Below are 24,239 nucleotides of genomic sequence, written 5' to 3' on the forward strand. Positions count from 1 at the left end.
ATCCACTGGGTTTTGATAATTTCATTTTTTAAAACCTAAAACGATTATGAGTAAACTAATTATTAATAGCTTTGAAGACTTTCAAGAATACATAGGAAAAGAATTGGGCGTTTCTGAGTACCACAAAGTAACCCAAGATCAGATTAATCTTTTTGCCGATGCCACCATTGATCACCAATGGATTCATACAGATCCCGAAAAAGCAAAAGCCGACGGTGCCTTTGGTGGAACCATCGCACACGGCTACCTAACGCTTTCATTGGTACCATTTCTTTGGAACCAGATTGTGGAGGTGAATAACTTGAAAATGATGGTTAATTATGGGATCGAAAACTTACGCTTTGCCAATCCAGTCAAAGTAAACGATGAAATTCGGATGCATGCTACCCTAGCCAATATCAGTGACCTAAGAGGAACCATAAAGACGGAAATGAAAGTTAAAATTGAAATTAAAGGGGAGAGAAAACCTGCGCTTGCTGCCCAGTTAATTTTCCTTTACCACTTCCAGTAAACTTTATCCAATTCTTGCAAATCTTATAGCCTAAGCTTATAGTCTTATTAGAAGTCCTCAATCTCCTGGTAATTAGTTTGATCACTAATTTTCGTTAGTTTAAAGTTTTATAAATATTAGAAAGGAAGGTATTTTATCATTGGGTTAAAAATAAAAACAACATCCAAAGGATGCTGTCTTTTCCATTATAAAAAACCTAATCTTTACCTATTAAAGTCTATTTCTTTCTTCAGTGCTTCCGCTTCGCTGGGATACGCTAAACTTCTCCCCTTGAGAAAACTTCCAGCGAAGGGTAAAACGAACACTTTGCATGCTGCCGTATTGTCGGACATCCGTATTGATATTGTAAAAATCGATACCTCCTCTAACTTTCATTGTTCTAAATATATCTGAACCGTTTACTGTCAGGCTTAATTTTTCATCCTTAAAGGTTTTTGTTATCCCAGCATCCAACCAGCTCATACTATTTATTTTGATCTGGCCATCTTGGAAAGGGCTTCTATAAATCCCTACCAGTTCCACTTTAAAACCTTTGGGTAAAATAATATTGTGCTGGCTACGAAACATATAAGAAAATTGCTTCACATCAAGCAAGTCTTCTCCAATTTGGGATTGGAAAGAATTGCCATTGAATTGTAGCATATTGCTTGTATTGTACCACTCAGTAAATGCCACAGGAATAGTGGCCCTTAGGCCTAAATTTTGAGTTTGATCAAGGTTTCTCATTTGGATGAGTGTGGTCCTGCTGGCTTCATCCTGGGTCAAGATTTGACCGAAAGCATTTTCTGTTTGGGAATAGGTCAAAGCAACCTGGTAGGATCCTTTGAAGATATGATTCATCTCAAAATTATTGGCATATTGTGGCTTAAGGTTAGGGTTTCCTTCTTCAGTTGTTAATGGGTCTATATAGAAGATAAAAGGGTTGAGCTGACGGTAATGCGGACGGGTGATTCTCCGGTTTACATTATAGACGATTTGGTAATTGTCATTCAACTTGTGCTGCAGGTACACACTAGGGAAAAAGTTGACGTATTGTTGTGTATTTACCTGATTGGAGGTTATGGAATTGCCTTCAATATCAGCATATTCTGCTCTCAAACCTGTTTGGTATTCAAGCTTTTTACCCAAGGGACCTTTGAAAGAAGCATAGGCGGCCATCACTTTCTCTTTATAGATAAAATGATTGCTATTGCCGTCAGGTACAAAGGGGCCCTCTTCTTCACTTTTAGCAATTTCCAGAAGGTTATCTGATTTTACCCAGCTTCCCTTAAGGCCTAATTCCAATGTTTTGTTTTCGCCAATTGGTTTCGTGAAATCAGCTTTGGCAGTATAGATAGAATAAACCATGGCATTGCCGGTTCTGAGTTTATTTAAGCTTGCTTCTTGTCGATCTTCATTTATCCAATAGCTATTGTCCAATAAAATCAGGCTACTTGCATCCATATTGGAATAATCGAAATCTGCAGAGATTTTGGTGCCCAGTGTATCAAGTTTTCCTGTATAGTGGAGGTTTCCAAATATCCGGGTGTTCTTATAATTGGTGGTATTTAGCGCATTGATATAATTGATAGCATCATTATCAGGATTACTAATGGTGGTGAATGAATTCCCACTTTCGTCTCCATTTTGTGTAGAGGTCTGAATATTAATCCCCACGCTATGCATCTCACTGATCTGATAGTCTGTTCCACCAGAGAAAAACACATTTTTGTTGAGCATTTTCATTTTTGCCCTTTGATCAAACTCTGAAAGGACATTTTCAAGTTGAAACCTTCTAAGTAGATCCAGTTCCATTAATCTTCCCCAATGGTTGTAATTTAAACTGGCATTGGTGGTCCATTTATTTCTTTTAAAATTTACCGTTCCTCCGATAGAGGGTAAATGGGCGCCATTGTACTGATTGCCAACATGAAGGTTTCCATTTATACCATTGTAAGTGTTCTTTTTTAACACGAGGTTGATTACTCCTGCTGCCCCTTCTGCGTCATATTTGGCAGGAGGGTTATTGATTACCTCTATGCTTTTTATATTGTCTGCAGGCATGGCCCTTAGAAAATTTGCCAAATCTTCAGCAGACATATACGTTTGCCTATCGTCCAATAGCACAACCACTCCGGATTTACCATTTAGGTTAATATTGCCATCTGCGTCCACATATACTCCCGGGGACCTACCTAATACGTCCAGTGCATTATTGCCTTCAGCCATGACGGTGCCTTCTACGTTCACTATTGTCTTGTCAGCCTGAATGAGTACATCCGGTCTTGCTGCTCTAACTTCCACGGCATCCAATGCACCTAACTCCGCATTTAATTTTATTTGGCCGAATTTCTTTTCGTTTTTTTCAAGAAAGAATCCCTTGCTGGTAAAAGATTCGTGTCCAATAGAAGAAACCTTGAGTTGAAGTTCTTTGTTGCTAACTAATTTTATTGAAAAACTTCCAGCCTCATCTGTAATTGTTCCTGTGATTAAATCCTGAGAGTCGATACCCAATAGTACCACATTAGCAAAAGGCAATGGATTGTCTTCATGATCGATTACGGTGCCACTTACAATCACTTGACTGTCTTGAGCTGCCAGATGGCTTAAGCCAAGTAAAAAGAAAAATGAAGTGGCAAAAATTAACTTTGAGAAATACATGATTTTATTTATTGAATTGTTCAGGTCAATTCAAAGGGAAAAATATGCCAAAGCCAGAAATGGAATTTAAGTAGCTGATAATGAGATAAATAAAAAATACAGTGTGTAATGGACTGTATCAAAAGTGAACACTTTTTGTGTTCGGATTGGACACAAAAAAGCCTCCAATGTATAAACAAAGGAGGCTTAATCAATTTTTTAATAACTAATATTTATTTGGCTGCAGCAAATCTTTTAGCTACTTCATCCCAATTGACAACATTCCAAAAAGCAGCAATGTAGTCAGGTCTTCTGTTTTGGTAGTGTAAGTAGTATGCATGCTCCCAAACATCCAAGCCTAAGATTGGTGTTCCTTTGCTTTCTGCTACATCCATTACAGGGTTGTCCTGATTTGGCGTAGAGCTAACAACCAATTCACCATTGCTTACGCTTAGCCAAGCCCAACCAGAACCAAATCTAGTAGCAGCGGCATTTGAAAATTCTGCTTTGAATTTATCAAAAGAGCCAAACTTTTTGTCAATGGCAGCAGCTAGATCGCCACTAGGTTTGCCTCCTCCATTAGGAGAAAGAATAGTCCAGAAAAGAGAATGATTAAAGTGTCCTCCTCCGTTGTTTCTAACACCTGCAGGTGCAGAAGACACATTTTTCATTAGCTCTTCTAAGCTTTTTGATTCAAATTCAGTGCCTTTAATCGCATCGTTTAATTTGGTTACATAGGCGTTATGATGTTTGTCATGGTGTATTTCCATGGTTTTTGCATCAATATTCGGCTCTAATGCATTTTTTTCATAAGGTAAGCTAGGAAGTTCAAAAGCCATTTTTTTTTCTATTTTAGGTTAAACATTTTATTAAGTTGATGGTTGTGGGTCCCTATTAAAAACCTATCCTACTAACCATTAAACTTCAAAAAAGGTTCTTTTATTCCTTTGAATCTCTAATTTCTTAGATTTTTAAAAAATGTTTGCAATAAATCCTTGGATTCTTCCTGCAATATTCCGCTATGTAATTTGGTTTTGGGGTGGATGATGGAAATATCTGTCTTTGAAAATCCCCGATTAGGATCTGCCGCAGCATAATGCAATTCACCTAGTTGCGCCCAAAAACAAGCGCCAGCACACATGACACAAGGTTCTAAGGTCACGTACAATTTGCATTCAGGCAGGTACTTGGCACCGAGCGCATTAGAGGCTGCCGTTATGGCCAGGATTTCTGCATGTGCAGTTACATCGGTTAATTTTTCCGTTTGGTTATAGGCTTTGGCAATGACCCTGTTTTTAACCACTATCACGGCCCCAACAGGAATTTCTCCCTCCTCTGCAGCAATTCTTGCTTGCTTTAGGGCCTCATTCATCCAGTATTCGTCTGAAAATAATTCCAATGTGTCGCGATTAAAAAATGAGGGCAAATACTTCTTCTCTTACACCTTCATTGATAATCAATGTCAAAATCAGTGATACGATCAAACCTATGCCTGCTTTTAGCAGGTCATTGGAAGCCATGCGATAAGCCCTTACCAATCTTGCTTTTCGTTTTTTCAGTTTTTTTGATTTTGCCAATGCAATGGAGAGCTCTCTACCGCCAAGAAGACCAATAAATACCCAAGTGGTACTCATAGGCATCTGACTATATGCTTTAAAGTAGAAAAGAATCACAGCGTATACCAAATCTACAATAGTCGCTGCCCTGACATCAGTAACCCTGGTTTTTTCATTTACAATTCCCTGTATTTTGTCACCTTTCATATAGAAAAGAACGCCAAGCCCCAAAAATACAAAGCCGGTATAGGCACAAAATTCCCAGAGGTTCAGCTCTCTTGGTAGAAACACTGCTATATTGGCGGCATCCTGCATGATCCAAACAGCCCAAAGGCAGCCAGAAATAATCCATTGCAGAGGGTACCAAAATTTACTTGGCTTGCCTTTAAGGTAGTTGGTAACAAATTTTTCTAAAACAAACCACACGATTATGGCAAGAAAAAAGGCTACAAAATACCCAATGAAACTTTTTTGCATCACCCCTATGATGGTTCCTGCTTTGTAGGTAAATACATTAAGCAATAGAAAGGTGGTAGAGACTGGCATCCTCAAACGCGTCATTACCAATAAAACTATAGGCGCCGCTATTTGGAGGAAAACAAAGTTTGTGGGTGCCTGGTCAAGCCCGTCTACTCGCAAACGTTGATAACTTACATCACCATTGTAATAAAACCAGCTGAAGGTTACCGTACCGACAAAGATCAATCCCATAAACAACCAAAGGAAATACCATTTTTGTTTCTGGTTAGAGGCGATAAAAGTCCCTATCGTTTGGATACTGTCATTGGCGATCGCTGAATAAGCGGCCAAAGCAAAGCCAAACCACATGGCGGCATAGGTATAAGGCGTAATGATCCCAGCAATTGAGACCAAAATACAGATAATCAAAAGAAAGGGTTTCTCCTTTTTAGTGAAATCAAAAAGTGAATAGGCTGCCTTAGATAGTGTAGCCTGGTTAATGTTTTGATCTTTTAGTTTGGCCATAATTTGATTTTGGCTTAGAAATGAGGTGCAAATTAAACAAGAAATTTTAAGGATAATGTTACCAAATTGTTAAGTCCCTGTTTAAATTATAGTAAAGTCAGCCCCTGTAAAGTGTTTTCACTGTTTCTTTTTTCTCAAAAATATAAATATTTTAGTTCCTATTGGGCTAAATGGGGATTTTTAATCAATTCTTTATGAGTGAGTTGTTGTTTTTCAATATTAACATAAGTTTTATCTAAAAAGCGTGTAATTCTCTTTACTCTAACCGTATTTTGCACTTATATTTTCTGGATTAATTACAGCCTCGTTTGAATGACCAAAGCACTTGAAGGAAATGCCTATTATAAAAACCTGATAACAATAGTTACTATAATTATAGGTCTATTGATTTTCATGTTTTCTATTGATTTTTTGACCATTTCCTTAACTGAATTAAATAATGAAGCTGCTAATGCATTGTTTACAGCGACGAGTAACCCATTTGTAGGACTCTTTATCGGACTACTCACTACTGCCCTGATTCAGTCCAGTTCAACCATTTCTGCCATGGTAGTAGTATTGGTGGCTTCAGGAAACCTCAGTCTCTCACAAGCTGTCCCCGTCATAATGGGGGCAAATATTGGCACCACCTTAACCAGTACGCTTGTAGCTTTTGGCTATATTTTAAAAAAGAAGACTTTCCGCAAGGCACTATCTGCCGGAGTCCTTCATGATATTTTTAATATCAGTACGGTTATCATTCTGCTACCGTTGGAGGTTTATTTTGGTATTTTAAGTCATTTGTCTGCATGGCTTACTCATTGGTTTATTTGGGATGAGCCGGTAGACCTTGGGGAAATTGACTTGAAGGGTTTTTTTCTCAGGTCCTTTAGCTATCAACTGTATTCTTTTTTAAGCTGGCCTTTACTTGCCTTGGCTACAGGAATTCTTTTGATGATAGGCTCTATTAAAATACTTTCCTCACTTGCCTATAAATCTCTGATCACACCGAATTTCAAAAAAGTAAGGAAACATATTTTTAATTTCCCCTTTCGCTCTTTTGCCTATGGCGTTTTCTTCACTGCTGCGGTACAATCCAGTACGGTGACCACTTCATTGATGGTGACAGCAGTAGCTACAGGAAAAGTAGCGCTTCGCAAAGTCTTTCCATTTATAATGGGAGCGAATCTGGGGACGACGATCACGGCTGTAATCGCAGCCTTGTATAAAACGGAAGCGGCCATCAGTGTAGCCATCGTTCATGTACTTTTTAACCTGATAGGTAACCTTATTTTTCTTCCATTTCCAAGGTTGAGAGAAATTCCTGTCCGATTGGCCAAAAGTTTTGGTAGGCAAACCGCTAAAAATAAATCGATTGGTTTTGCCTATATCTTACTGACGTTTTTTGTGATCCCTTTCTTTCTAATTTATTTTAATCAAGCAGAGGTGAAGCCCGAACCGCCTCAGGTAACCATAGAAAAAAGAGAGGAAGTAGCTTTTATCAAGGGTTTTTATCCAACCAAGCCTCCATTATAAGGTGGCCGCTACTGGTGCCAATTCTGTCTGCTCCAGCATTTATCATGGCCAATGCCTGATCGAGTGTTTTAATTCCACCACTTGCCTTAATGCCTACCTGGCTTGGTAGCATTTCTCTCATACGTTTTATGGTATCCGTTTCTGCCCCTTTTCCAGCAAAACCGGTAGACGTTTTTACAAAATCAGCCCCTGCATCTTTACAGATATTACAGGCAAGTAATAACTCATCTTCAGTCAAATAGGCTGTTTCTATGATTACTTTTAACAACTTTTCAGCATCATGACAAACCTTAGCAAGTTGAGCCAATTCTATTTTAGGCCAATTCATACCTGATTTGAAGGCTGAAATAGACCAGACCACATCCAATTCATCTGCGCCGTCTGCAATGGCTTGTTTGGCTTCAAAAACTTTGGTCTGGGTCATGGAGTAGCCAAGGGGGAAACCTACAACCGTCACCAGCTGGATGTCCAGATCTCCTAAGTACCTTTTGGCCTTCTTCACCCAAAATGGTGGTATACATACTCCTCTAAATGAATATTGCCTTGCTTGATCCAAGGCGATATCAATAGCGTGCTCATCTACAGTTGGCTGCAAAGCAGTATGCTCAATATATCGGTTTAAATTTTTCATTACTCAGTCAAATTGTGGATATTCGGAACTTTATGGAATATATCATTTTAGCTCTGGGATGGATTGTGTTTTATGCGAGCCATACCCTTCTGGCAAATCTCAATATAAAAAGAAAATTCAGGCTTTGGATGAAAGGCAGTTACAAATGGTACAGGCTGACTTATAGTTTGTACTCGACCCTGTTTTTCTTTGGCTTATTTTTTTTTGCTGCTACTATAGTACCGCAATGGATATTTAACCCTGGAGATGGCAGTACCTATTTGGGATTTATGATGGCTACTTTTGGCACCATCATATCGGTCAAAAGTATGAAGGGAATTTCTGCAGGAAGATTTATTGGTTGGCGGCTTTATGATGACCTGAGCGTCAAGGAAGAATTGATTAGAGAAGGTTGGTACAAGTATATGCGTCACCCTCTATATGCTGGCTTAATCCTTATTTTCCTGGGGTTTTTCCTCTATGTACCTAACCTGTCCTCACTGATTCATTTATTGGCTTTGTTGTGCTATTTACCTTTTGGTATTTATTTTGAGGAGAAAAAGCTATTATCAATTTATGGTGAAGCCTATGTTGATTATCAAAAAACGGTTCCACCTCTAATCCCTCGCTTAAAAAAATGAATGAGCTGATCTTTTATAGTGTATTGTTGTTTTTAGTATTGGGTCATTTGGTTATGGCAAGTCTCTTTTACAGACAGATTAGCAAAAATAAATTTTTGTCTTTTCATGAAAAGAACGACTGGCGCCTAAAGGCCCTGATTTTCCCTATCGGGTATTGGTTTTTATTTAAAAAACGAATAAAAAAAAATGAAAAGTCGTAGCTTTTTTATCTTACTTTTTTAGTGGTAAAGGTTGAATAGGTTCGCTACCTATGGGCATGGTTACGGGTACAATAGGTGAATGTTGTTTCAACTTTTTGTAGAAATAAACACCATTAATAAACATCAATACAGCACTTATTGACATGACCAGAAGTAATCCTTCGGAATAGAAGGTAAACCAGCTCATTGCCTCCCAGTCACCAAATTGCTTGAAAATAAGAATTCCACATGAACCCAAATAGCCAAAACTATCTACCAAATACATCAGAAAGCCAACATTTCCAACATATTTGAATGCTGCCAAAAGCCGGTCAAAGAGAAGGCAATTGAATGGGATATAGGCCATGTAAATGCCAGTACCGGTAGCAACTGTCCAATAGAAAGGGTTCATCCACCCATTTTGAAGAAAAATGGTGGAAATAACCGCCAATAGCAATCCTGAAATTATAATCAGGTGGTAGAGAAATAAGGCTTTATAATTATTTTTCACTAAAACCATCAAGCCCATCATTAGGAGCAAAACCAGCGTTATAGGAATTTCAGTTTGGGTAAGGAGTTCAGGGGCTATTCCTACTTTTAATTCTTTCCAGATTTCTACCACGAAGTTGTCCCTCATGTCCCTAAAGGCTGTCAAAGCCATATAGACCAGCACCAATAACACGATACCGAAACTGAAATTTCGAAAGAAGGCCTGACGTTCGGGTTTGTTCATGGATTTCCGCTGCGTTTTAAGGGCTATATCTCCATCACTTGGAGGAGGGGTATGGTCCAAAAAAAACACCGCTGTGATCAGAAGCGGAATAAAAAAGGCACCTGTAACAAAAGGCATCCAATACGGGTCAATTGCCCAGTCCACTAATAAATACCTGCCAATAGACTTTACAAAACCCGAAGAAAAGACAAAACTAACGGCCAGAATACTGCCCATCATTTCGGTGAATTTGCGCCCTTCAAGGTAATGAAAGACCAAGCCCCATATCAGCCCAAGTGGAAAGCCATTTAACAAAAAACAAAAAATATTGAAGGGAGCTGGTAATATAGCAAAGCCAAGTAGGGCCATCCAGGAAAATCCTACAAGTAAAAGGATTAAAAGGCCCCGTTTTTTGCCACTTAACTCCGCAATCAGTTTGATGCCATAAAACTTACTGGCCATGTAACCGAAAGTCTGCATTAGGATTAACCAGACTTTAATGTCAATCCCCAACCATTCTTCTCCAGTAAAGGTGGCGGCGGCAAATGGTTTTCGAAATGCATACATGCTGCTATAGGTCAAAAAAGCCATAAGAGCGACAAATGTGCTCATCAGCAACGGATTTGCTTCCGAAAGCCTTTTGGAAAGGGAAGGGAAATGGATCATGAATTTTATTCAGGGATTTTTGTAAGTTCCCTTTCTACAATTGGGATGATTTCGGAAAGAGAATTCAGGATATGGGTAGGTTGGGCGGTCAACAGTTCGTTATAATTGAAACTTGGGCTAGTAATCCCAATACACATCAGACAGCCCGACTGCTGGCCTTCCAGTATATCGGCGATGGTATCACCGATTTTAATTATTTCAGATGGACTGCCAATTCCTAAAGCAGCCATCATTTGCAAGATCATGTCTGGATTAGGTCTGCCTTTAGCAACTTCATCACTGCATACAGTAATGTCAATTAGTGGATGTTCCATCCATCCAACACGCTTTAAAAGTAAATTTGCAGTGTCACGATCCAGATTAGTAGTAAGCCCTATCTTTATCCCCAGCTGTTGCAATGCTTCAAAAACTTCAAATGCATCTTCGACAGGAGCAATTTCTGGGTTAGAGTGATAATGTTTTTTTATCTCTGCCTTGAAAGTGGTATAAATCTTTTCCACCATTGTCTCAGATGATGTTTGTTGATAAGCTGGATGAGAAATTAAAATCTGCCTGATGGCATCGGGGATGGCATAGCCCATTTTTTCATTGATTGCCTCCACGCTTACTTCGTCAAAATCATGTTGAAGAAAGCCATTAAATAATAACTGGGGTACCACAGCATCATTTTTTATAGCAGTTCCAGCCATATCAAAGACTGCCAATTTGATTGGAGTTTTCATGTTTTTATCTTTCTGTAGGATACAATGCAGTTTCAACATTTCAAAATAATCAAAAATATCCTTAACTTAAAACTAGAGTCGATTAGGTTTAGGTTAATAATTTTTTTTTACTAAAATTGTCTTTAATAGAAGATTGTTTTTAATTTCCATCTTAAATAAAAAGACCATGTCCGAACTTACTCCTGAAAACAAGATCAATGAAGTTTTTTCCTTGTATGAATCCTATGGAAATGCAGATTATATAGGTGAACCAGTTTCTCAAATTGAGCACATGAGTCAAGCGGCTCAGATGGCAGCTGAAGAGGGATATGGAAGTGAAGTGATATTGGCAGCATTTTTTCATGACCTTGGCCATTTATTTTCCCAAAGGGAGGAATTGGAGCAAATGGCAGGTTATGGGGTCATGGATCATGAAAAGTTGGGCGCAGATTACCTTCGCAAGTTGGGTTTTCCTGAAACAGTAGCCCGATTGGTAGAGAGTCATGTGGAGGCCAAGCGGTACCTTACTTTCAAAAATCCCGTCTATTTTAAAAAATTGTCTGAAGCGAGCAAAAAAACCCTCACTTTTCAAGGAGGAGTAATGACAGCTGAGGAAGCCAGGGCATTTGAAGCCGACCCACAGCACAAACTCATCCTCAAAATGCGTGAATGGGACGAGAGAGCCAAAGAAACAGGTGTGCCTGTTCCCAAATTGGATGCCTATAAAAAAATGGCCCTGGAATTATTGACTTAATCCTTCCAGGGTTTATTCGTTTTATTTCTCCGATGTAACCAGGTCTTTTACACAATTGACCCAGGTGTCTTCTGAATTCAGGCTTGGTACCAAGTCCCACTTTTCACCTCCCAACTCCAAAAAGAGATCTCGGTATTCCTGCCCTACTTCCACAGTGGTTTCCAAACAATCTGCTACAAAAGCCGGCGAGAAAACCATTACTTTTTTCACTCCATCGGCCGCCATTTCTTTTATAAGCTCATCGGTATAAGGTTTGATCCAAGGATCTTTTCCCAATCTGGATTGAAAGGAAGTCAGGACTTTCTCCTTGGGTAACTGAAGTTTTTCCGAAATCAAACGCGTTGTATGAAAGCTTTGTGCCCGGTAACAATACTGGTTTTTCTTATGGTAAGTCGCACAGCATTTTCCATTTAGCTGACAATATCCGTCGACAGAACCTTTGAGAATCTGTCTTTCCGGAAGGCCATGATAGGAAAAAAGGTATCGGTCATAATCCCCTTCATTCATCAATTTCCTTCCCAATTCTGCCCAAGCCTCCAAAAACAAGGGGTGGTCTACAAAATTACTGATAAACTTTATGCCAGGAATTATTTGCCATTCTCTGGCCAGTGCCATGACTTTTTCAATGACAGAGCCATTGCTTGCAGAGGCATATTGAGGAAATAGCGGCAAAACTACAATTTCCTTTACATTCGCTTTATTCAAAGCCTTGAGACCATCTTCAATACTAGGGCTTTGATATCTCATGGCTATTTCTACCTGATATTTTTCCTGGTCCAGCAAAGGAATAAGCTTGTCCTTCAGGTCTTGGGTATGAAAAAGCAAAGGAGAGCCTCGCTCTGTCCATAGTTTGCGGTATTCCTTGGCTGACTTTGGAGATCGGAATGGTGCAATAATGAAATTGACCAACATCCATCTTGATAGAAAAGGGATGTCCAGCACCCTCTCATCCATCAAAAATTCTTTGAGGTACTTCCTCACATCAGCCGTTTCAGGGCTATCGGGGGTTCCCAGATTGACCAACAAAATGCCAGTTTTGGATTTGCTTTTATTCATGCTTTATTTGATTGTCCGTTTTGCTAACCAAAAATACAGGCTATTGTTAGAAAATACCAATAGAATTCAACTTTGGCTTTATTTAGAATAGAAATGAACCAGAAATATGGGGCTTCAATGTGTTTGAAATGTTTTCATTGAAAAATATCTGCCAAAGGCTTTTTGGGCCATTAGTTGGATATTTTCCTATCAATTTCCCCTATCCTTTTGGTTCATACCTACTCTTTCAAATTTGAACTTTTTATGTTCCATAAAAACAACTTTTCAAAATACTTTAGTTTTCGTATTTCTACGTCTCTATAAGGATAAATTCTATTTTTTGAAATATTATTGAAGAGCAACGCCACCACAAGCAAAATCGATAGGCCTGTGAAAATTGGGTTGAAAACGTAAAAAAAGCCCATTTCTTTAATGTCATCTGTGCCAATATTGGCAATTAATGCAATGGCTCCTCCAGGAGGATGTAGGGTCTTGGTATATTGCATGACTAATATGGCCAAGGCTACAGACAAGGCTGGAGATAGCCAAATATGATCCTCCATGTAAAAAATCTTGTAGGTCAAAACACCAATTATTGCAGAAAGAAGTCCACCAAACAACATGTTTCGGGGTTGCGCCAGCGGACTGTTGGAGGCACTGAATAGCAATACTGAGGAAGCTCCAAAAGCACCTATAAGAAACAACTGGTCCTCCCTTTCGAGATGATAGAAATATTGCTGAATCAAGCCAATGGCCGCAATACCAATAAAAGCACCGCAAAAAGACCAAAGATTATCAATGGGTTGATGGCTGGTTTCCTTGTAGGCAATCATTTTCACCTTTTTAATCCCCTGTTTTAATTTTTTCATTGGCTTGCGAAATGATTTTTAGCCTGCAAAGTTGGCCATTTGCAACAATCTCACCAAAGATTGATGCGAAATTATTCACTAAACGAAAAAGCCATCCGAATGATGGATGGCTTCAAATGCTGGAAGGTAGAATGTACTTATTCTTGATTGGTCCTGAGCTGAAAGGCTTTGCTGGCAGCATCCAGAAAATCAATGAATTTTTGGATGTCCGTCTCGTAGGCTATTGGACTTACAAGTAATTCTTCCTGATTGTCTAGTATTACATAATAAGGTTGCGCATTGTTTTCAAATCGGGTAATTTGAAAATCCGCATTTTGCTTGCCTATGGTTTTTTTGACTTTGTTGTCATAAGTGGAGGTGTACCATTGGGCTTCAGGCAAGGTATGCCTTTCGTCTATATACAGGGCGACCATTACAAAATCTTCTTTTAAGCGTTTCAAGACTCTGGAATCCGACCATACCCTTGCTTCCATTTCCCGACAATTCACACAGCCATGTCCTGTAAAATCAATAAACAACGGTTTGTTTTGTCTTTTGGATGCCCTGAGTGCCTGGTCGTAGTCAAAATATCCTTGAATTCCATGAGGGAAATGAAGGAAATCGGCATACTTGGGTGATTCATCCAGTTCATTGTCCGAGGTTTGCCGGCTGATTTTGGTCAAGTCAAAATCATGTGAAGAAAGAGGTGGTAAATAGCCACTAAGTCCTTTTAATGGTGCTCCCCACATTCCAGGAATCATATAGATCACCATTACGAAGGTAGCTATGGCAAGCATTAGTCTAGGAACACCGAGGTATTCCATTGGACTGTCATGTGGTAACCTAATTTTACCCAGCAAGTACAAGCCCATCATGGTAAAGATCACTATCCAGATGGCAAGGTAAATGTCCCTGTCAAGAATGCCCCAATGGTATACCTGATCGGCAATGCTTAGGAATTTGAAGGCAAGGGCAAGTTCTAAAAATCCAAGAACTACTTTTACTGAATTAAGCCAGCCACCTGATTTAGGCAATGAGTTTAGCCAGCCGGGGAAAATAGCAAATAAGGTGAAAGGCAAGGCAAAAGCCATAGAAAAAGCCAACATACCCAATATAGGTTTGAGGAGGGCTCCACCTGCAGAGCTGATTAATAAAGACCCTACGATAGGGCCAGTACAAGAAAAAGAAACCAAAACGAGTGTAAATGCCATGAAAAAGATGCCCATAATGCCACCTTTATCGGCTTTGGCATCCATCTTATTGACCAAACCCGATGGAAGAGTGATTTCAAACAGACCTAAAAAAGCCAGGGCAAAGAAGATGAATACAGCAAAGAAAAATACATTGGGTAGCCAATGTGTGGACAGCCAATTGATAAACTCAGGTCCTTGCACTGCTGCTAAAACAGTACCTGCAAGGGTGTAGATGGCGATAATGGAAAAACCATATATAAAGGCATTTCGGTAGCCTATCATTTTGGACTTACCTCTTCCTGTGAAGAAGGTAACGGTCATAGGGATCATTGGAAATACACAGGGAGTCAATAATGCAGCCAATCCAGCCAGAAAAGCAATGAGCATAAAACCGATCAAGGACTCTTCACGTTGCTCCAGTGTAATTTTCTCGCCAACTGGAGCTTTACTGACCACATTAGAAACTTCTTCTCCCAATGAGATTTTGAAATCTTCCTGATAGTTTATGCACTGATTGGTGACATCTGAACACATTTGGTATTCCACTGTGCCCTGAATGACTGCATTTTCTTCAGTGATGACTAACTTTTGACGAAACTCACCCTCTTTTACGAAATAAGTGATGTCTCCCTGCCAGGTGTCGTCAAACTTTTTCTTTGAGTTGATGGCTTGCAACCCTCCTTTAAGGCTGATTCCTTTGGCCTCTTCAAGTTTGATTTCTGTCAATAAAGGCCCCAATTCCGGATCGAATTCATTGGAATAAATGTACCAGTTCGTAGGAATAGTGGCCTTTAATATAAGCGTAACTGTATCTCCAACCGCCGGATCTTTTTGGTCAAGTTGGATGTCCCATTTTGGTGGAGAGATTATCTGAGCATTTAAAGTGAGGCTCAGGAAAAGAAAGGAGACTGCTAAATATAAAACCTTATTGTAATTCATTACCGTTTTTTTATATCCATTTAGGATTCACACCCAATAGTAATTTAAAACGGCAATGATAAGTTCCGTATTGTCCCCTCACTTTTTTAACCAGACCTTAATCTTTATTTGAAAGGCGGTGATAATGTTTGAAAAACAAGGCGATGGTTTCTATGCCTTTAAAATAATTGTCTACCCCGTAATGCTCATTGGGAGAGTGGATGGCATCTGTGTCCAGTCCAAAACCAAGCAAAATAGGATCCAAGCCCAGAACTTGTTGGAACAAAGCGGTAATAGGTATAGATCCTCCCTCTCTTGTGGGGATGGCTTTTTTGCCAAAGGCCTCGTCTATGGCTGCTTCAGCTGCCTTATACCCAATCGAGTCAATAGGAATGACTGCAGCTTGTCCACCATGGTGAGGCACCACTTTTACTTTTACAGCAGGAGGTGCAATGCTTTTGAAGTGTTCTTCAAATAGTTTGGCAATGGCTTTATGGTCTTGATTAGGTACCAGGCGCATTGAAATCTTTGCATTGGCTTTGGAAGGAAGCACCGTTTTAGCGCCTTCGCCTATATAGCCACCCCAAATGCCATTTACGTCCAGGGTAGGACGAATGCCTACTCTTTCGATAGTGGTGTATCCTTTTTCACCATAAGTTTCCTTGATGTCTAGTTTTTTCTTGTACTCCCCTTCATCAAATGGTGCTTTATTCAATTGCTGGCGGTATTCCTTGCCATATTCTTCTACATTGTCGTAAAAGCCAGGGATGGTGATGTGGTTGTTTTCATCGTGAAGAGAGCTGATCATCTTGCAAAGGACATTGATAGGATTGGCTACTCCACCACCAAAAGTGCCACTGTGCAAATCCATTTTGGGACCAGTAACTTCTACCTGCATATAAGCAAGTCCTCGAAGGCCTACTGTTACGGATGGATGCTCCAATGAAATCATGGAAGTATCAGAAATTAGTACAACATCAGCCTTTAACTTTTCCTGATTGTCCCGCACAAAAATATCCAGATTTTCAGATCCTACTTCCTCTTCCCCTTCAATCATGAATTTAATGTTGCAATTGAGTTGTCCGCTAGCCAGCATGGATTCAAAAGCTTTGACATGCATGTAAAATTGGCCTTTGTCATCTGCAGAACCCCTGGCAAAAATGGCTCCGTTGGGATGACTGCTTGTTTTTTTGATCACTGGCTCAAAAGGAGGTGAATCCCATAAGTCAAGCGGATCTGCAGGTTGCACATCATAATGTCCATAAACCAGCACTGTAGGAGCAGCCGGGTCAATTATTTTTTCTCCGTAAACGATAGGATAACCATCCGTAGGACATATTTCAGCATGATCCACACCTGCGGTTCCAAGGCTGGCTTTTACAAATTCTGCTGCCTTAAATACATCTTTTTCATAGGCTGGGTCAGCACTAACGGAGGGGATACGCAACAAGTCCAATAACTCATCTAAAAATCTTTTCGAGTTGGATTCAATGTATTTTTTCAATTCCATGATGCTTTTATTGTTTTTATGCGCCTGTTATAGGCAATTTATCAGCTGCTTAGACCGATTTAAAATCAGTCAATTGTTACTTTCTCTTGTTTCAGCCTTATTTAGGTTGAAAGCTATATAGTCCCAGGTTTCAACTTTGGTTTTATCGGTATATTTTTCCATGCCTCCAAATCCGAGTTGAACCCTAAAATTAAGACATTTTAAAGACAACTGTCTTATAATTTAAAATTTACCAGGCGTCCTTCCTTATTGGAATGCATATGGGGAGGGATAGCAGCTTGAATTTCTTCAAATAGCAAAGTCACCAGTTTTTGTTTCAAAAAGCTACGGGTACGAATTAGGCTTATCTCTCTAACAGGAGGATCTCCTGCAAAAGGCCTTAGCCTATTTTTTTCTTCTTCTGAAAGGTTTTCTGTTGCAAGTTCTGGAAGTAATGTAATGCCCGTATAGCGGTCTACCATATTTTTTAGCCCTTCCAGGGAGCCACTTTCATAATGAAAATTTTTGCGCTGAAATTTACTTTTGTCACAAAGGTTGAGGACTTGATCCCGGAAACAATGGCCTTGCTGCAAAACCCATAGATCTTCCGCAGGGAGGTTTTCTACCGGAATTTCTTTCCGATCCAAAAGTGGGTGGGCATTGGATAGGTAGACATAAAATTTTTCATAGAATATCGCCTTTTCTACAATTCCGTTTTCATGAAGAGGACTCACTACTAAACCCAAATCAAGTTCATCATTCTTAAGTCGACTTATGATGTCTTCAGTAACCATTTCCTGTACTTCTAGAAGTACATTTGGGTACTTTTCAATAAAGTTTCGAATAAAAAGGGGCAATAGGTATGGTGCTAAGGTAGGTATTATCCCTATTTTAATTGTCCCGCTAACTTCTCCTTTGATTTCCGCTACCAGCTCAAAAATGCCCTTACTCTCCGCAACCACTCTTTTGGCCTGCACAACGATCCTTTCTCCAATTTCTGTGGGTATTACAGGCATTTTGGACCTGTCAAACAAAATGATGCCCAATTCCCTTTCCAGTTTACTCACTTGAGCACTTAGGGTAGGCTGGGTGACAAAACAAGCTTCAGCAGCATGTCCAAAATGCCGAAACTTCTCTACAGCCAATATGTATTCCAGTTGTTGTATTGTCATATGCTAATTTACGCTAATTTAGATACCAATTTCTCCAGCCAAAGAATAAATATAGAAAGCATTTAATCAATTTTGTACCAATGAATTTAAATGATTGACTCAAATTACATTGGATTTAATGCGTATTCCAAGAGGTTGATAATAACCTTTAGTAGCTAAGTTGATTGGTACTGTGCGGCAATTATTTTTGCTTGAGACATTACTTATTTTATTTTTTAAACTAAATCTTCAATATTTAGGTTTTATCTTTTAGTTTTTCGATAAAATGAATAGCTTTATCCAGATAAACTTCAGATTTAGTAAAATGGTTAGAGCCTTAATTATCGTAATTTTATGTGGTGTTTCACTTTTTTCAGCCAATTCTCAAACGCTTAAAAAGGTTAAAGAGACCAGTAAAAACCCTAACACAATTTTTACTTACCATGTGCTTGATGGGCAACAAACCAAAGAAGGAGCTGCTGAAATTAAGTACAAAGGAAATTTGGGTTTCCGGGTCAAAGGTCAATATAGTCAAGGAAATAAGTCAGGAACCTGGGATTTTTTTGATGCTGACAATACTTTAATTCAACAGTATAATTTTTCTACCCAATCCTTTGAATACCTACAAGATTTCAAATCAGTTAAGGCCGTTTATATTCTAAAAGGCAAAGATTTAGTGGAGGTAAAAACAGGAGCCATGCCAGTTTTACTGGGAGGTGATGCTAAGTTTTTCTATTTCCTGGCCAATAATGTACAATATCCACATGCGGCAAGGGCAAAAGGTGTTACAGGTACAATAGGAGTGATGGTAACCATTACCAAAGAAGGGAAAATGGAGCGTCCATTTATTCCGAAAGCAGGAGACAAGGCCTTAGATGCTGAGGCCTTAAGGGTGGTGTCCTTAATGCCGAACGACTGGATTCCATTATATCTTGAAGGGAAAGCTACCGATAGTTTGGTGTTATTCCATTTCAATTTTCAATTGGGATAGTTTATCATTATCTAATTCTTTTGATGCCTTGCCTTGTTTTTTTTAAGCAGTTGAGAATTGCGATAAGGTCCTGTAGGTGTGGGGAGTAATGATTTATCTTTTAATTTGCACCAACTAACATCTAGTCCTCCCAATTCCTTGAATCAAAGGTGGAACTCCAAGCAGGTACATAGGAAATGGAACGAAAACAGCCATTTTTATTCCACTTAAAATCTTTCAAGACGGATCTAAAGTCCTCTTTACTAGGTATTCCGTTATCCTTGAAAATATTTTTCCAATTCTTTACTTACAATTTAAAGGTTTTTTTATCTTTGCACGGCTATTAAACCTTTCTTAGATTAAATCTAAATAATGTTTAACTTTATTGAACCGTAAAAGATTCTTAGGGTTGTTACTGGTAATTCCTGTAGGGTCAAGGAATTAAGGTACCTGGGAATAGAAAGTGGAGTCAATAATAAGTAATAGAAAATAGACTGTGTTGACCTTTTGAAAGAGCAGCGCAAGTAAACCAATAAGATAAAATTTAAGCATGGAATTTTCCCTAATCGGTTAATTCTCATTGTTGATTATAAATCAATTCTACCAAGTATATGACAAAGCAGAAAAAATCTAAAGCATGGGCCAAAACCAGGAAGTTCTTTAATGATATCCACTTATGGGCAGGGTTGATAAGTGGGATAGTATTATTGGTGGTCTGCTTAACAGGTACTGTATATGTTTACAATACGGAAATCCGTGAGTGGAATGCTTCCCATCTTTATAAAGTAAGCAATAGTGAGGGCAAGGCAGCGCTAACTTCTGATGAATTGCTTTCTATAGGTAGAGAAGTAATCGAAGGGAATATCACCGCTGTGAAAATTTCCTCAGATGAAAATAGAAGCGTTCAGATAAATGCAAGGGCAGAGGGAGATAAAAGTCGATCTGGAACCACCTATTTCTTTAATCAATATACTGGTGAACTGCTAGGAAATAGCAAAGAAGAAAATTCGGCAGCTACATTTATGGGGTATATGTTCAGCTTACACCGCTGGTTATTGTTGGACAAAATTGAAGCCCCGATTTTTGATGGCTTAGAAAATAGAAAGCTTGGTAGTTATATCACTGGAGCCAGTACTATCCTTTTCACCATAGGTGTTTTAACTGGTTTGGTCATCTGGGTGCCACGCAAAGCGAAGTATTGGCGTCAAGGTTTGAAGATTAAATTTAATAGCAATTGGAAGCGTATCAATCATGACCTTCACAATTCTCTTGCCTTCTATTCCGCGATTATTTTATTTTTAATGGGGGTGACGGGACCATTCTTTTCATTTCCTTGGTATAGAGAAGCGCTACAGAAGTCATTGGGAACCTATAAGGAGCGTAGTGTTAGAGGCCCGGGACCGAGTGCCGGTGAGGGAAAAAAGGGCACTGATAAAGACCTTGCCAAAATTGAAATGTTGCCTTTGGAAGATTATTTGTATAGCGTGGATCAAACGCTTGACTATGTAGGTGAATACACTGTTAGCTTACCAAGTCCAGGTGCTTCGAAAGTTAATATCAGTAAGAGACGTGCAGGTTTTTTTGCCCCGGCAGCAGCTGATAAGTTAGTTTTGGATGTGGCAACTGCTGAGGTGTTGGAAGCGGACATTTTTAGAGACAAGCCTTTCAATGAGCGGGTTTCCGGTTCTATTAAGGCTTTGCACTTAGGGGACGTTTATGGGTCATTCTCTAAATTACTCTACTTTATTTCTTGTTTGATTGCCACTAGTCTTCCTGTTACAGGCACCCTGATTTGGATCAATAAGATGAAGAAACCTAAGAAAAAGAAGGAAAGAAAAGCAGCATCGGTTTGATGAATTGAGGCTTTTAAGTCCAATTTGAAGCCATTGATAAGGACATTTTAAAGCTAAGCTTATATAGGGATTTTGTCAGTATTTTGCAGAAAAAAAGTAACAATACCGGCAAAATCGTGTTGTATCTTTTGTTTTCACCAGGCGCTCACAGCCCTGGCTACAATAATTTCACCTCTTCTGGGGTTTTTGGGATTCATGAAATCTCTCAGTCAACAACAAAATTATATTTAAGCTAAAAAGTTTTAAATAGCATTATGGAATAGGGTGGGCATTTTATATGTAAAGGCTGCCATAGGATAGAAATATATGTCTTTGTTTTTGCAGCCTTCTTATGAAAAGTCAGGTATAACCATTTCAAACATTTGATTTTTTATAAAGCACGAAGGAGAAAAGATATTTTTTGCAACAGTTAGTAATGACCTGACGAATGCCTGCACTGTTTTGTTTTAGGGTTATGCTTCTTGTCCTTTCTCCTAGAAAAAAAGATAATAAACAATCCCAACAAAAAGCAAAAAGGAAATTCTACCTAGCCAATAATTGAGCTTGGTCCAGCGGATTAGTTGATTGATTTTAAGGTTAACCTCTTCGGTCTCGATTTGGTCAAAAAGTTCGGACAGTTCTTTTACAGAGTATCGTAGCGAAATGCTTTGTTTATTAATGGACAATTTGTGTTTCCTTAAAAGTGAACTAACTTTAAAATAAATCTTGAACCCAACAATTACATGAATTACAAATAGGACATATACAATGTATAGAAAGGTCATGTTTTTTAGCGAATAGGGCCTGGCAAAAAGCTTTTGTCAATGTTTGAATGTAAGAAATTTAATTTGAATTGAAAGTTAGCTTTTAGATTGTAAAAATTAGGTTGAGGCATTTTATTCACAATTAAGTTAATATTTTTGATTTATTCTGAGACAAAATGAATTAGTAGTGCGTCCTAAACAATGAAAGCAGCTAATATATTATGAAAAAGAACCACGTATTTCTAATGTTACCTTTATTTCTCTTATTGATGAGCTGTGTAGAGGAGGAGGTCATCGAGTCCCAAAACCTTTATGGCAATTGGGAAAACTTTTTTTATCTTGAAAATCAGGACTTGAATAAGGTAGATACATATGTGTTTGATTTAAACGGAAAGTTTTATAGAAGCATTGCTTTTAAAGACCCTGAAACCAATCAAACTTTGGGTTATTCCATGTATTTGATGGGAAATTATATTTTGGAAGGGAATGAATTGGTATTGAATGAAGAAAGTAGGCTTTTTAACTTAGGGGAAGACCTTTATGAAGACATTGATGGTCTTTCAGAACTAGATGTTGTAGAAAATACAACGGTAAGTTTGGCATTTAAAAGTAGCAGGCAAATTTTGGAAATAACCAAAACCTGTAATCCATTGTTATCCAGTATTTGTATTCCTGTTACCAGCTATAATCGAAAAGAATATAACTTGATTTCTTTTTAATTTAAATCGAAAGATGCATTAAAACTTAGATAGCAAGACGCTATCATTACAGGTTCACTAATTGACTTTTGTTTGCAAAATTTCCCTGTGGAATCGTGAAGTTCTATTGTGTAATCCCTGTTCATCTTACCTGAAAAAGTATTATTTGCTTCGAAGGGGTATCCAAATTTCCTCCTCTGAAAAAGGGGAGTTGTTGCTGTATTTTTTTCCCATCACCTGAAAGTGAGGCCTGTCATCCAATTGGAATTTGGATTGGGGAACCCAGGTGCCATAGATGTATTCAAAGATGCTATGGTCTGTGCTGCGACCTTTATAATTAAAGACAGCGAATAAACCTCCTGTTAATAGAAAAGGTGTTAGTTCCTGATGTATCTCTTTACTATTTTCGACCTCCATACAAGCCCATTGATCGAACGCTTTTGTTGGATCAAAGGAAGTGAAATGGCCCACATCATATACTTGCAAAGCGATCAATTCTTTAAATGGCTGGTTTGGAATAGTTCTTTTAACTGTCATAAAGCGCTTCCATAACTCAGCCGTCCGATTATTAGCCAAACTCATCCGACAGCTTTTACCGACCAGCTGTTTGTCTTTGATATTTACTAATCGTGGTTGCATTTATCAGGGTATGATTTTTAAAATTATAGCACCTTTGAAACAAGCATTTTTAAATCTTCATTGAGGTCCTTGAATTCATCAATGTCATTTAGGCTTTCCAATAGATGTGTTTTAAGCTGTATTTCTTTGGCAATGGCCATGGTCTCAGCGAATACGGACTGGGTGCTCCATTGGATGTTGTTAAACAAACGGGGCTGATTTTTATTTAAGCCCATCAGGTAATAGCCTCCGTCATTGGCTGGACCCAAGACCAGGTCATTTTTATCCAGACTGCTGAGGGCTTCCTCAATATGGCTTGTTTGAAGCTCTAAACAATCCGTGCCAATAATTAAAACTTGATCATAATTCTCTTTGAAGGCTTGTTCAAATGCATTGTGCATTTTTTCTCCAAGACTATCTCCTTCCTGTGGGTAAAACAAATAATTGTCGCTTGGATATTGCTCTTTATTGATAGGACCTTCATGAAAGACCAATACATCTGCTTTTGTCCTTGCCAACAACTGATGGGTGTAATTTAACAAGTAGGAGTAAACGTAAACTGCCTTTTCATCACCGATAGTAGCAGCAAGTCTGGTTTTTACTTTTCCCGGCGCTGGGAACTTTTGAAAAACAATAATAGCCTGTTTCATAGATGAGGCAAAATTACAGTAAAATGGGTAAAGGCATAAAAAAAGCCAAGGCATCTTTTCCTTAAATAACCAATAGTGACTATTGGGTACTCCAGGTAGAACCTTGGCTTTTTATTAATTTGTGTTTCTAGCAATGGAGGATAAAACTCCGGTATGGTTTCCCTTTAAGGAAAATTACTCACCGCCTCCTTGCCTTCCTCCTCTTCTTTTACGCATTTGGGACCTTCCCTCTTTTTGTTCAGCATCCCATTTTTCTTTCTGCTCAGGGGTAAGGATGGCCGCCAGTTTTTGCTCCTGTGCTTCCCTTGCCGCTTTCATTTCTTCTCTATTTGCTTTTTGGGATTCTTTTCGACTATTGGCTTGCTCAAGAAATACCGCGTTGATTTGTTTCTCCTGTTCTTCGGTCAGGTCCAGTTTCTCATCCATCCTTTGGGTCATCTTTTCGGCCATTTTCTCCGGATTAATTTCTCTGTCCCCTTGTCTTTGAGCTTGTACGTGCACCACGGTAGCTACTACCAGTGCACAAATCATTATTACCTTTTTCATATTTGTTTCTATTTTTAGATTGTATAGCTGTTAGACCAGAAGAAAAGGTACAAGTTTAATGTCCAGGTGTTAAGGAATG

22 protein-coding genes are annotated in these 24,239 nt (G+C 38.8%); 7 read left to right on the plus strand and 15 right to left on the minus strand.

Annotated features, from left to right (window positions below):
• The first annotated feature begins 46 nt into the window (after nucleotides 1-46).
• The gene (locus AC0L7T_RS00915; protein WP_473340397.1) at nucleotides 47-511 is read left to right on the plus strand and encodes a MaoC family dehydratase; all 465 of its coding nucleotides are present in this window, start codon (nucleotides 47-49) and stop codon (nucleotides 509-511) included.
• A 210-nt stretch (nucleotides 512-721) separates the two neighbouring features.
• Here AC0L7T_RS00915 and AC0L7T_RS00920 read toward each other — a convergent pair whose 3' ends face one another.
• From AC0L7T_RS00920 to AC0L7T_RS00935, 4 genes are all read right to left on the minus strand, one after another.
• The gene (locus tag AC0L7T_RS00920; protein WP_473340399.1) at nucleotides 722-3,151 is read right to left on the minus strand and encodes a TonB-dependent receptor; all 2,430 of its coding nucleotides are present in this window, start codon (nucleotides 3,149-3,151) and stop codon (nucleotides 722-724) included.
• A 212-nt stretch (nucleotides 3,152-3,363) separates the two neighbouring features.
• Nucleotides 3,364-3,969, minus strand: a complete 606-nt coding sequence (locus AC0L7T_RS00925) for a superoxide dismutase (RefSeq protein ID WP_473340400.1) — start codon at nucleotides 3,967-3,969, stop codon at nucleotides 3,364-3,366.
• A 116-nt stretch (nucleotides 3,970-4,085) separates the two neighbouring features.
• Nucleotides 4,086-4,529 carry a nucleoside deaminase gene (locus AC0L7T_RS00930; protein WP_473340402.1) on the minus strand — a complete coding sequence of 148 codons (444 nt, stop codon included), beginning with the start codon at nucleotides 4,527-4,529 and terminating at the stop codon, nucleotides 4,086-4,088.
• Between the two features lie 10 nt (nucleotides 4,530-4,539).
• On the minus strand, nucleotides 4,540-5,670 hold the full coding sequence (locus AC0L7T_RS00935) for a hypothetical protein (protein WP_473340404.1): 1,131 nt from the start codon (nucleotides 5,668-5,670) through the stop codon (nucleotides 4,540-4,542).
• Between the two features lie 312 nt (nucleotides 5,671-5,982).
• Between AC0L7T_RS00935 and AC0L7T_RS00940 the strand changes: the two genes are divergently transcribed.
• Nucleotides 5,983-7,185: a Na/Pi symporter gene (locus AC0L7T_RS00940; protein WP_473340405.1), complete on the plus strand. Its 1,203-nt coding sequence runs from the start codon at nucleotides 5,983-5,985 to the stop codon at nucleotides 7,183-7,185.
• Here the strand turns inward: AC0L7T_RS00940 and deoC are convergent.
• Entirely contained in the window at nucleotides 7,151-7,816 is a 666-nt protein-coding gene (gene deoC, locus AC0L7T_RS00945; protein ID WP_473340407.1) for a deoxyribose-phosphate aldolase, read from the minus strand. The genes AC0L7T_RS00940 and deoC overlap by 35 nt on opposite strands.
• A 32-nt stretch (nucleotides 7,817-7,848) precedes the next feature.
• Between deoC and AC0L7T_RS00950 the strand changes: the two genes are divergently transcribed.
• Nucleotides 7,849-8,436 (plus strand): methyltransferase family protein, encoded by a 588-nt coding sequence (locus tag AC0L7T_RS00950; protein ID WP_473340409.1) that lies wholly within the window; start codon nucleotides 7,849-7,851, stop codon nucleotides 8,434-8,436.
• Nucleotides 8,437-8,646: 210 nt separating this feature from the next.
• On the opposite strand, the gene AC0L7T_RS00955 is transcribed toward AC0L7T_RS00950, so the two are convergent.
• Both AC0L7T_RS00955 and AC0L7T_RS00960 read right to left on the minus strand, forming a co-directional pair.
• On the minus strand, nucleotides 8,647-9,939 hold the full coding sequence (locus tag AC0L7T_RS00955) for a DUF5690 family protein (RefSeq protein ID WP_473340410.1): 1,293 nt from the start codon (nucleotides 9,937-9,939) through the stop codon (nucleotides 8,647-8,649).
• A gap of 59 nt (nucleotides 9,940-9,998) precedes the next feature.
• Nucleotides 9,999-10,715 carry an HAD-IA family hydrolase gene (locus tag AC0L7T_RS00960; protein WP_473340411.1) on the minus strand — a complete coding sequence of 239 codons (717 nt, stop codon included), beginning with the start codon at nucleotides 10,713-10,715 and terminating at the stop codon, nucleotides 9,999-10,001.
• A 166-nt stretch (nucleotides 10,716-10,881) separates the two neighbouring features.
• On the opposite strand from AC0L7T_RS00960, the gene AC0L7T_RS00965 reads away from it, so the two are divergent.
• Nucleotides 10,882-11,448, plus strand: a complete 567-nt coding sequence (locus tag AC0L7T_RS00965; RefSeq protein WP_473340412.1) for a phosphonate degradation HD-domain oxygenase — start codon at nucleotides 10,882-10,884, stop codon at nucleotides 11,446-11,448.
• 21 nt (nucleotides 11,449-11,469) lie between these two features.
• Here AC0L7T_RS00965 and hemH read toward each other — a convergent pair whose 3' ends face one another.
• The 5 genes from hemH to AC0L7T_RS00990 all read right to left on the minus strand — a co-directional run bounded on the left by hemH (nucleotide 11,470) and on the right by AC0L7T_RS00990 (nucleotide 18,103).
• Nucleotides 11,470-12,504, minus strand: a complete 1,035-nt coding sequence (gene hemH, locus AC0L7T_RS00970) for a ferrochelatase (protein ID WP_473340414.1) — start codon at nucleotides 12,502-12,504, stop codon at nucleotides 11,470-11,472.
• A gap of 218 nt (nucleotides 12,505-12,722) precedes the next feature.
• Complete coding sequence (locus tag AC0L7T_RS00975) at nucleotides 12,723-13,352, minus strand: HPP family protein (protein ID WP_473340416.1); 630 nt, start codon at nucleotides 13,350-13,352, stop codon at nucleotides 12,723-12,725.
• Between the two features lie 137 nt (nucleotides 13,353-13,489).
• Nucleotides 13,490-15,463: a protein-disulfide reductase DsbD family protein gene (locus AC0L7T_RS00980; protein ID WP_473340418.1), complete on the minus strand. Its 1,974-nt coding sequence runs from the start codon at nucleotides 15,461-15,463 to the stop codon at nucleotides 13,490-13,492.
• A gap of 97 nt (nucleotides 15,464-15,560) precedes the next feature.
• Nucleotides 15,561-16,952, minus strand: a complete 1,392-nt coding sequence (locus AC0L7T_RS00985; protein ID WP_473340420.1) for a dipeptidase — start codon at nucleotides 16,950-16,952, stop codon at nucleotides 15,561-15,563.
• Nucleotides 16,953-17,167: 215 nt separating this feature from the next.
• Nucleotides 17,168-18,103 carry a hydrogen peroxide-inducible genes activator gene (locus AC0L7T_RS00990; RefSeq protein ID WP_473340422.1) on the minus strand — a complete coding sequence of 312 codons (936 nt, stop codon included), beginning with the start codon at nucleotides 18,101-18,103 and terminating at the stop codon, nucleotides 17,168-17,170.
• A gap of 304 nt (nucleotides 18,104-18,407) precedes the next feature.
• On the opposite strand from AC0L7T_RS00990, the gene AC0L7T_RS00995 reads away from it, so the two are divergent.
• The 3 genes from AC0L7T_RS00995 to AC0L7T_RS01005 all read left to right on the plus strand — a co-directional run bounded on the left by AC0L7T_RS00995 (nucleotide 18,408) and on the right by AC0L7T_RS01005 (nucleotide 22,367).
• Complete coding sequence (locus AC0L7T_RS00995; protein ID WP_473340424.1) at nucleotides 18,408-19,073, plus strand: TonB family protein; 666 nt, start codon at nucleotides 18,408-18,410, stop codon at nucleotides 19,071-19,073.
• Nucleotides 19,074-19,663: 590 nt separating this feature from the next.
• Nucleotides 19,664-20,905, plus strand: a complete 1,242-nt coding sequence (locus AC0L7T_RS01000) for a PepSY-associated TM helix domain-containing protein (RefSeq protein WP_473340426.1) — start codon at nucleotides 19,664-19,666, stop codon at nucleotides 20,903-20,905.
• A 964-nt stretch (nucleotides 20,906-21,869) separates the two neighbouring features.
• A complete protein-coding gene (locus AC0L7T_RS01005) occupies nucleotides 21,870-22,367 on the plus strand; it encodes a hypothetical protein (protein ID WP_473340428.1) in 498 nt (165 codons plus the stop codon).
• Nucleotides 22,368-22,508: 141 nt separating this feature from the next.
• Here the strand turns inward: AC0L7T_RS01005 and AC0L7T_RS01010 are convergent, their stop codons facing one another.
• The 3 genes from AC0L7T_RS01010 to AC0L7T_RS01020 all read right to left on the minus strand — a co-directional run bounded on the left by AC0L7T_RS01010 (nucleotide 22,509) and on the right by AC0L7T_RS01020 (nucleotide 24,160).
• On the minus strand, nucleotides 22,509-22,985 hold the full coding sequence (locus tag AC0L7T_RS01010) for a GyrI-like domain-containing protein (protein WP_473340430.1): 477 nt from the start codon (nucleotides 22,983-22,985) through the stop codon (nucleotides 22,509-22,511).
• Between the two features lie 23 nt (nucleotides 22,986-23,008).
• Nucleotides 23,009-23,614 carry a TIGR04282 family arsenosugar biosynthesis glycosyltransferase gene (locus AC0L7T_RS01015; protein WP_473340432.1) on the minus strand — a complete coding sequence of 202 codons (606 nt, stop codon included), beginning with the start codon at nucleotides 23,612-23,614 and terminating at the stop codon, nucleotides 23,009-23,011.
• A gap of 174 nt (nucleotides 23,615-23,788) precedes the next feature.
• Complete coding sequence (locus tag AC0L7T_RS01020) at nucleotides 23,789-24,160, minus strand: DUF4890 domain-containing protein (RefSeq protein WP_473340434.1); 372 nt, start codon at nucleotides 24,158-24,160, stop codon at nucleotides 23,789-23,791.
• Nucleotides 24,161-24,239: the final 79 nt, after the last annotated feature.

The organism is Cyclobacterium sp. 10D3-21 (genome assembly GCF_055809755.1).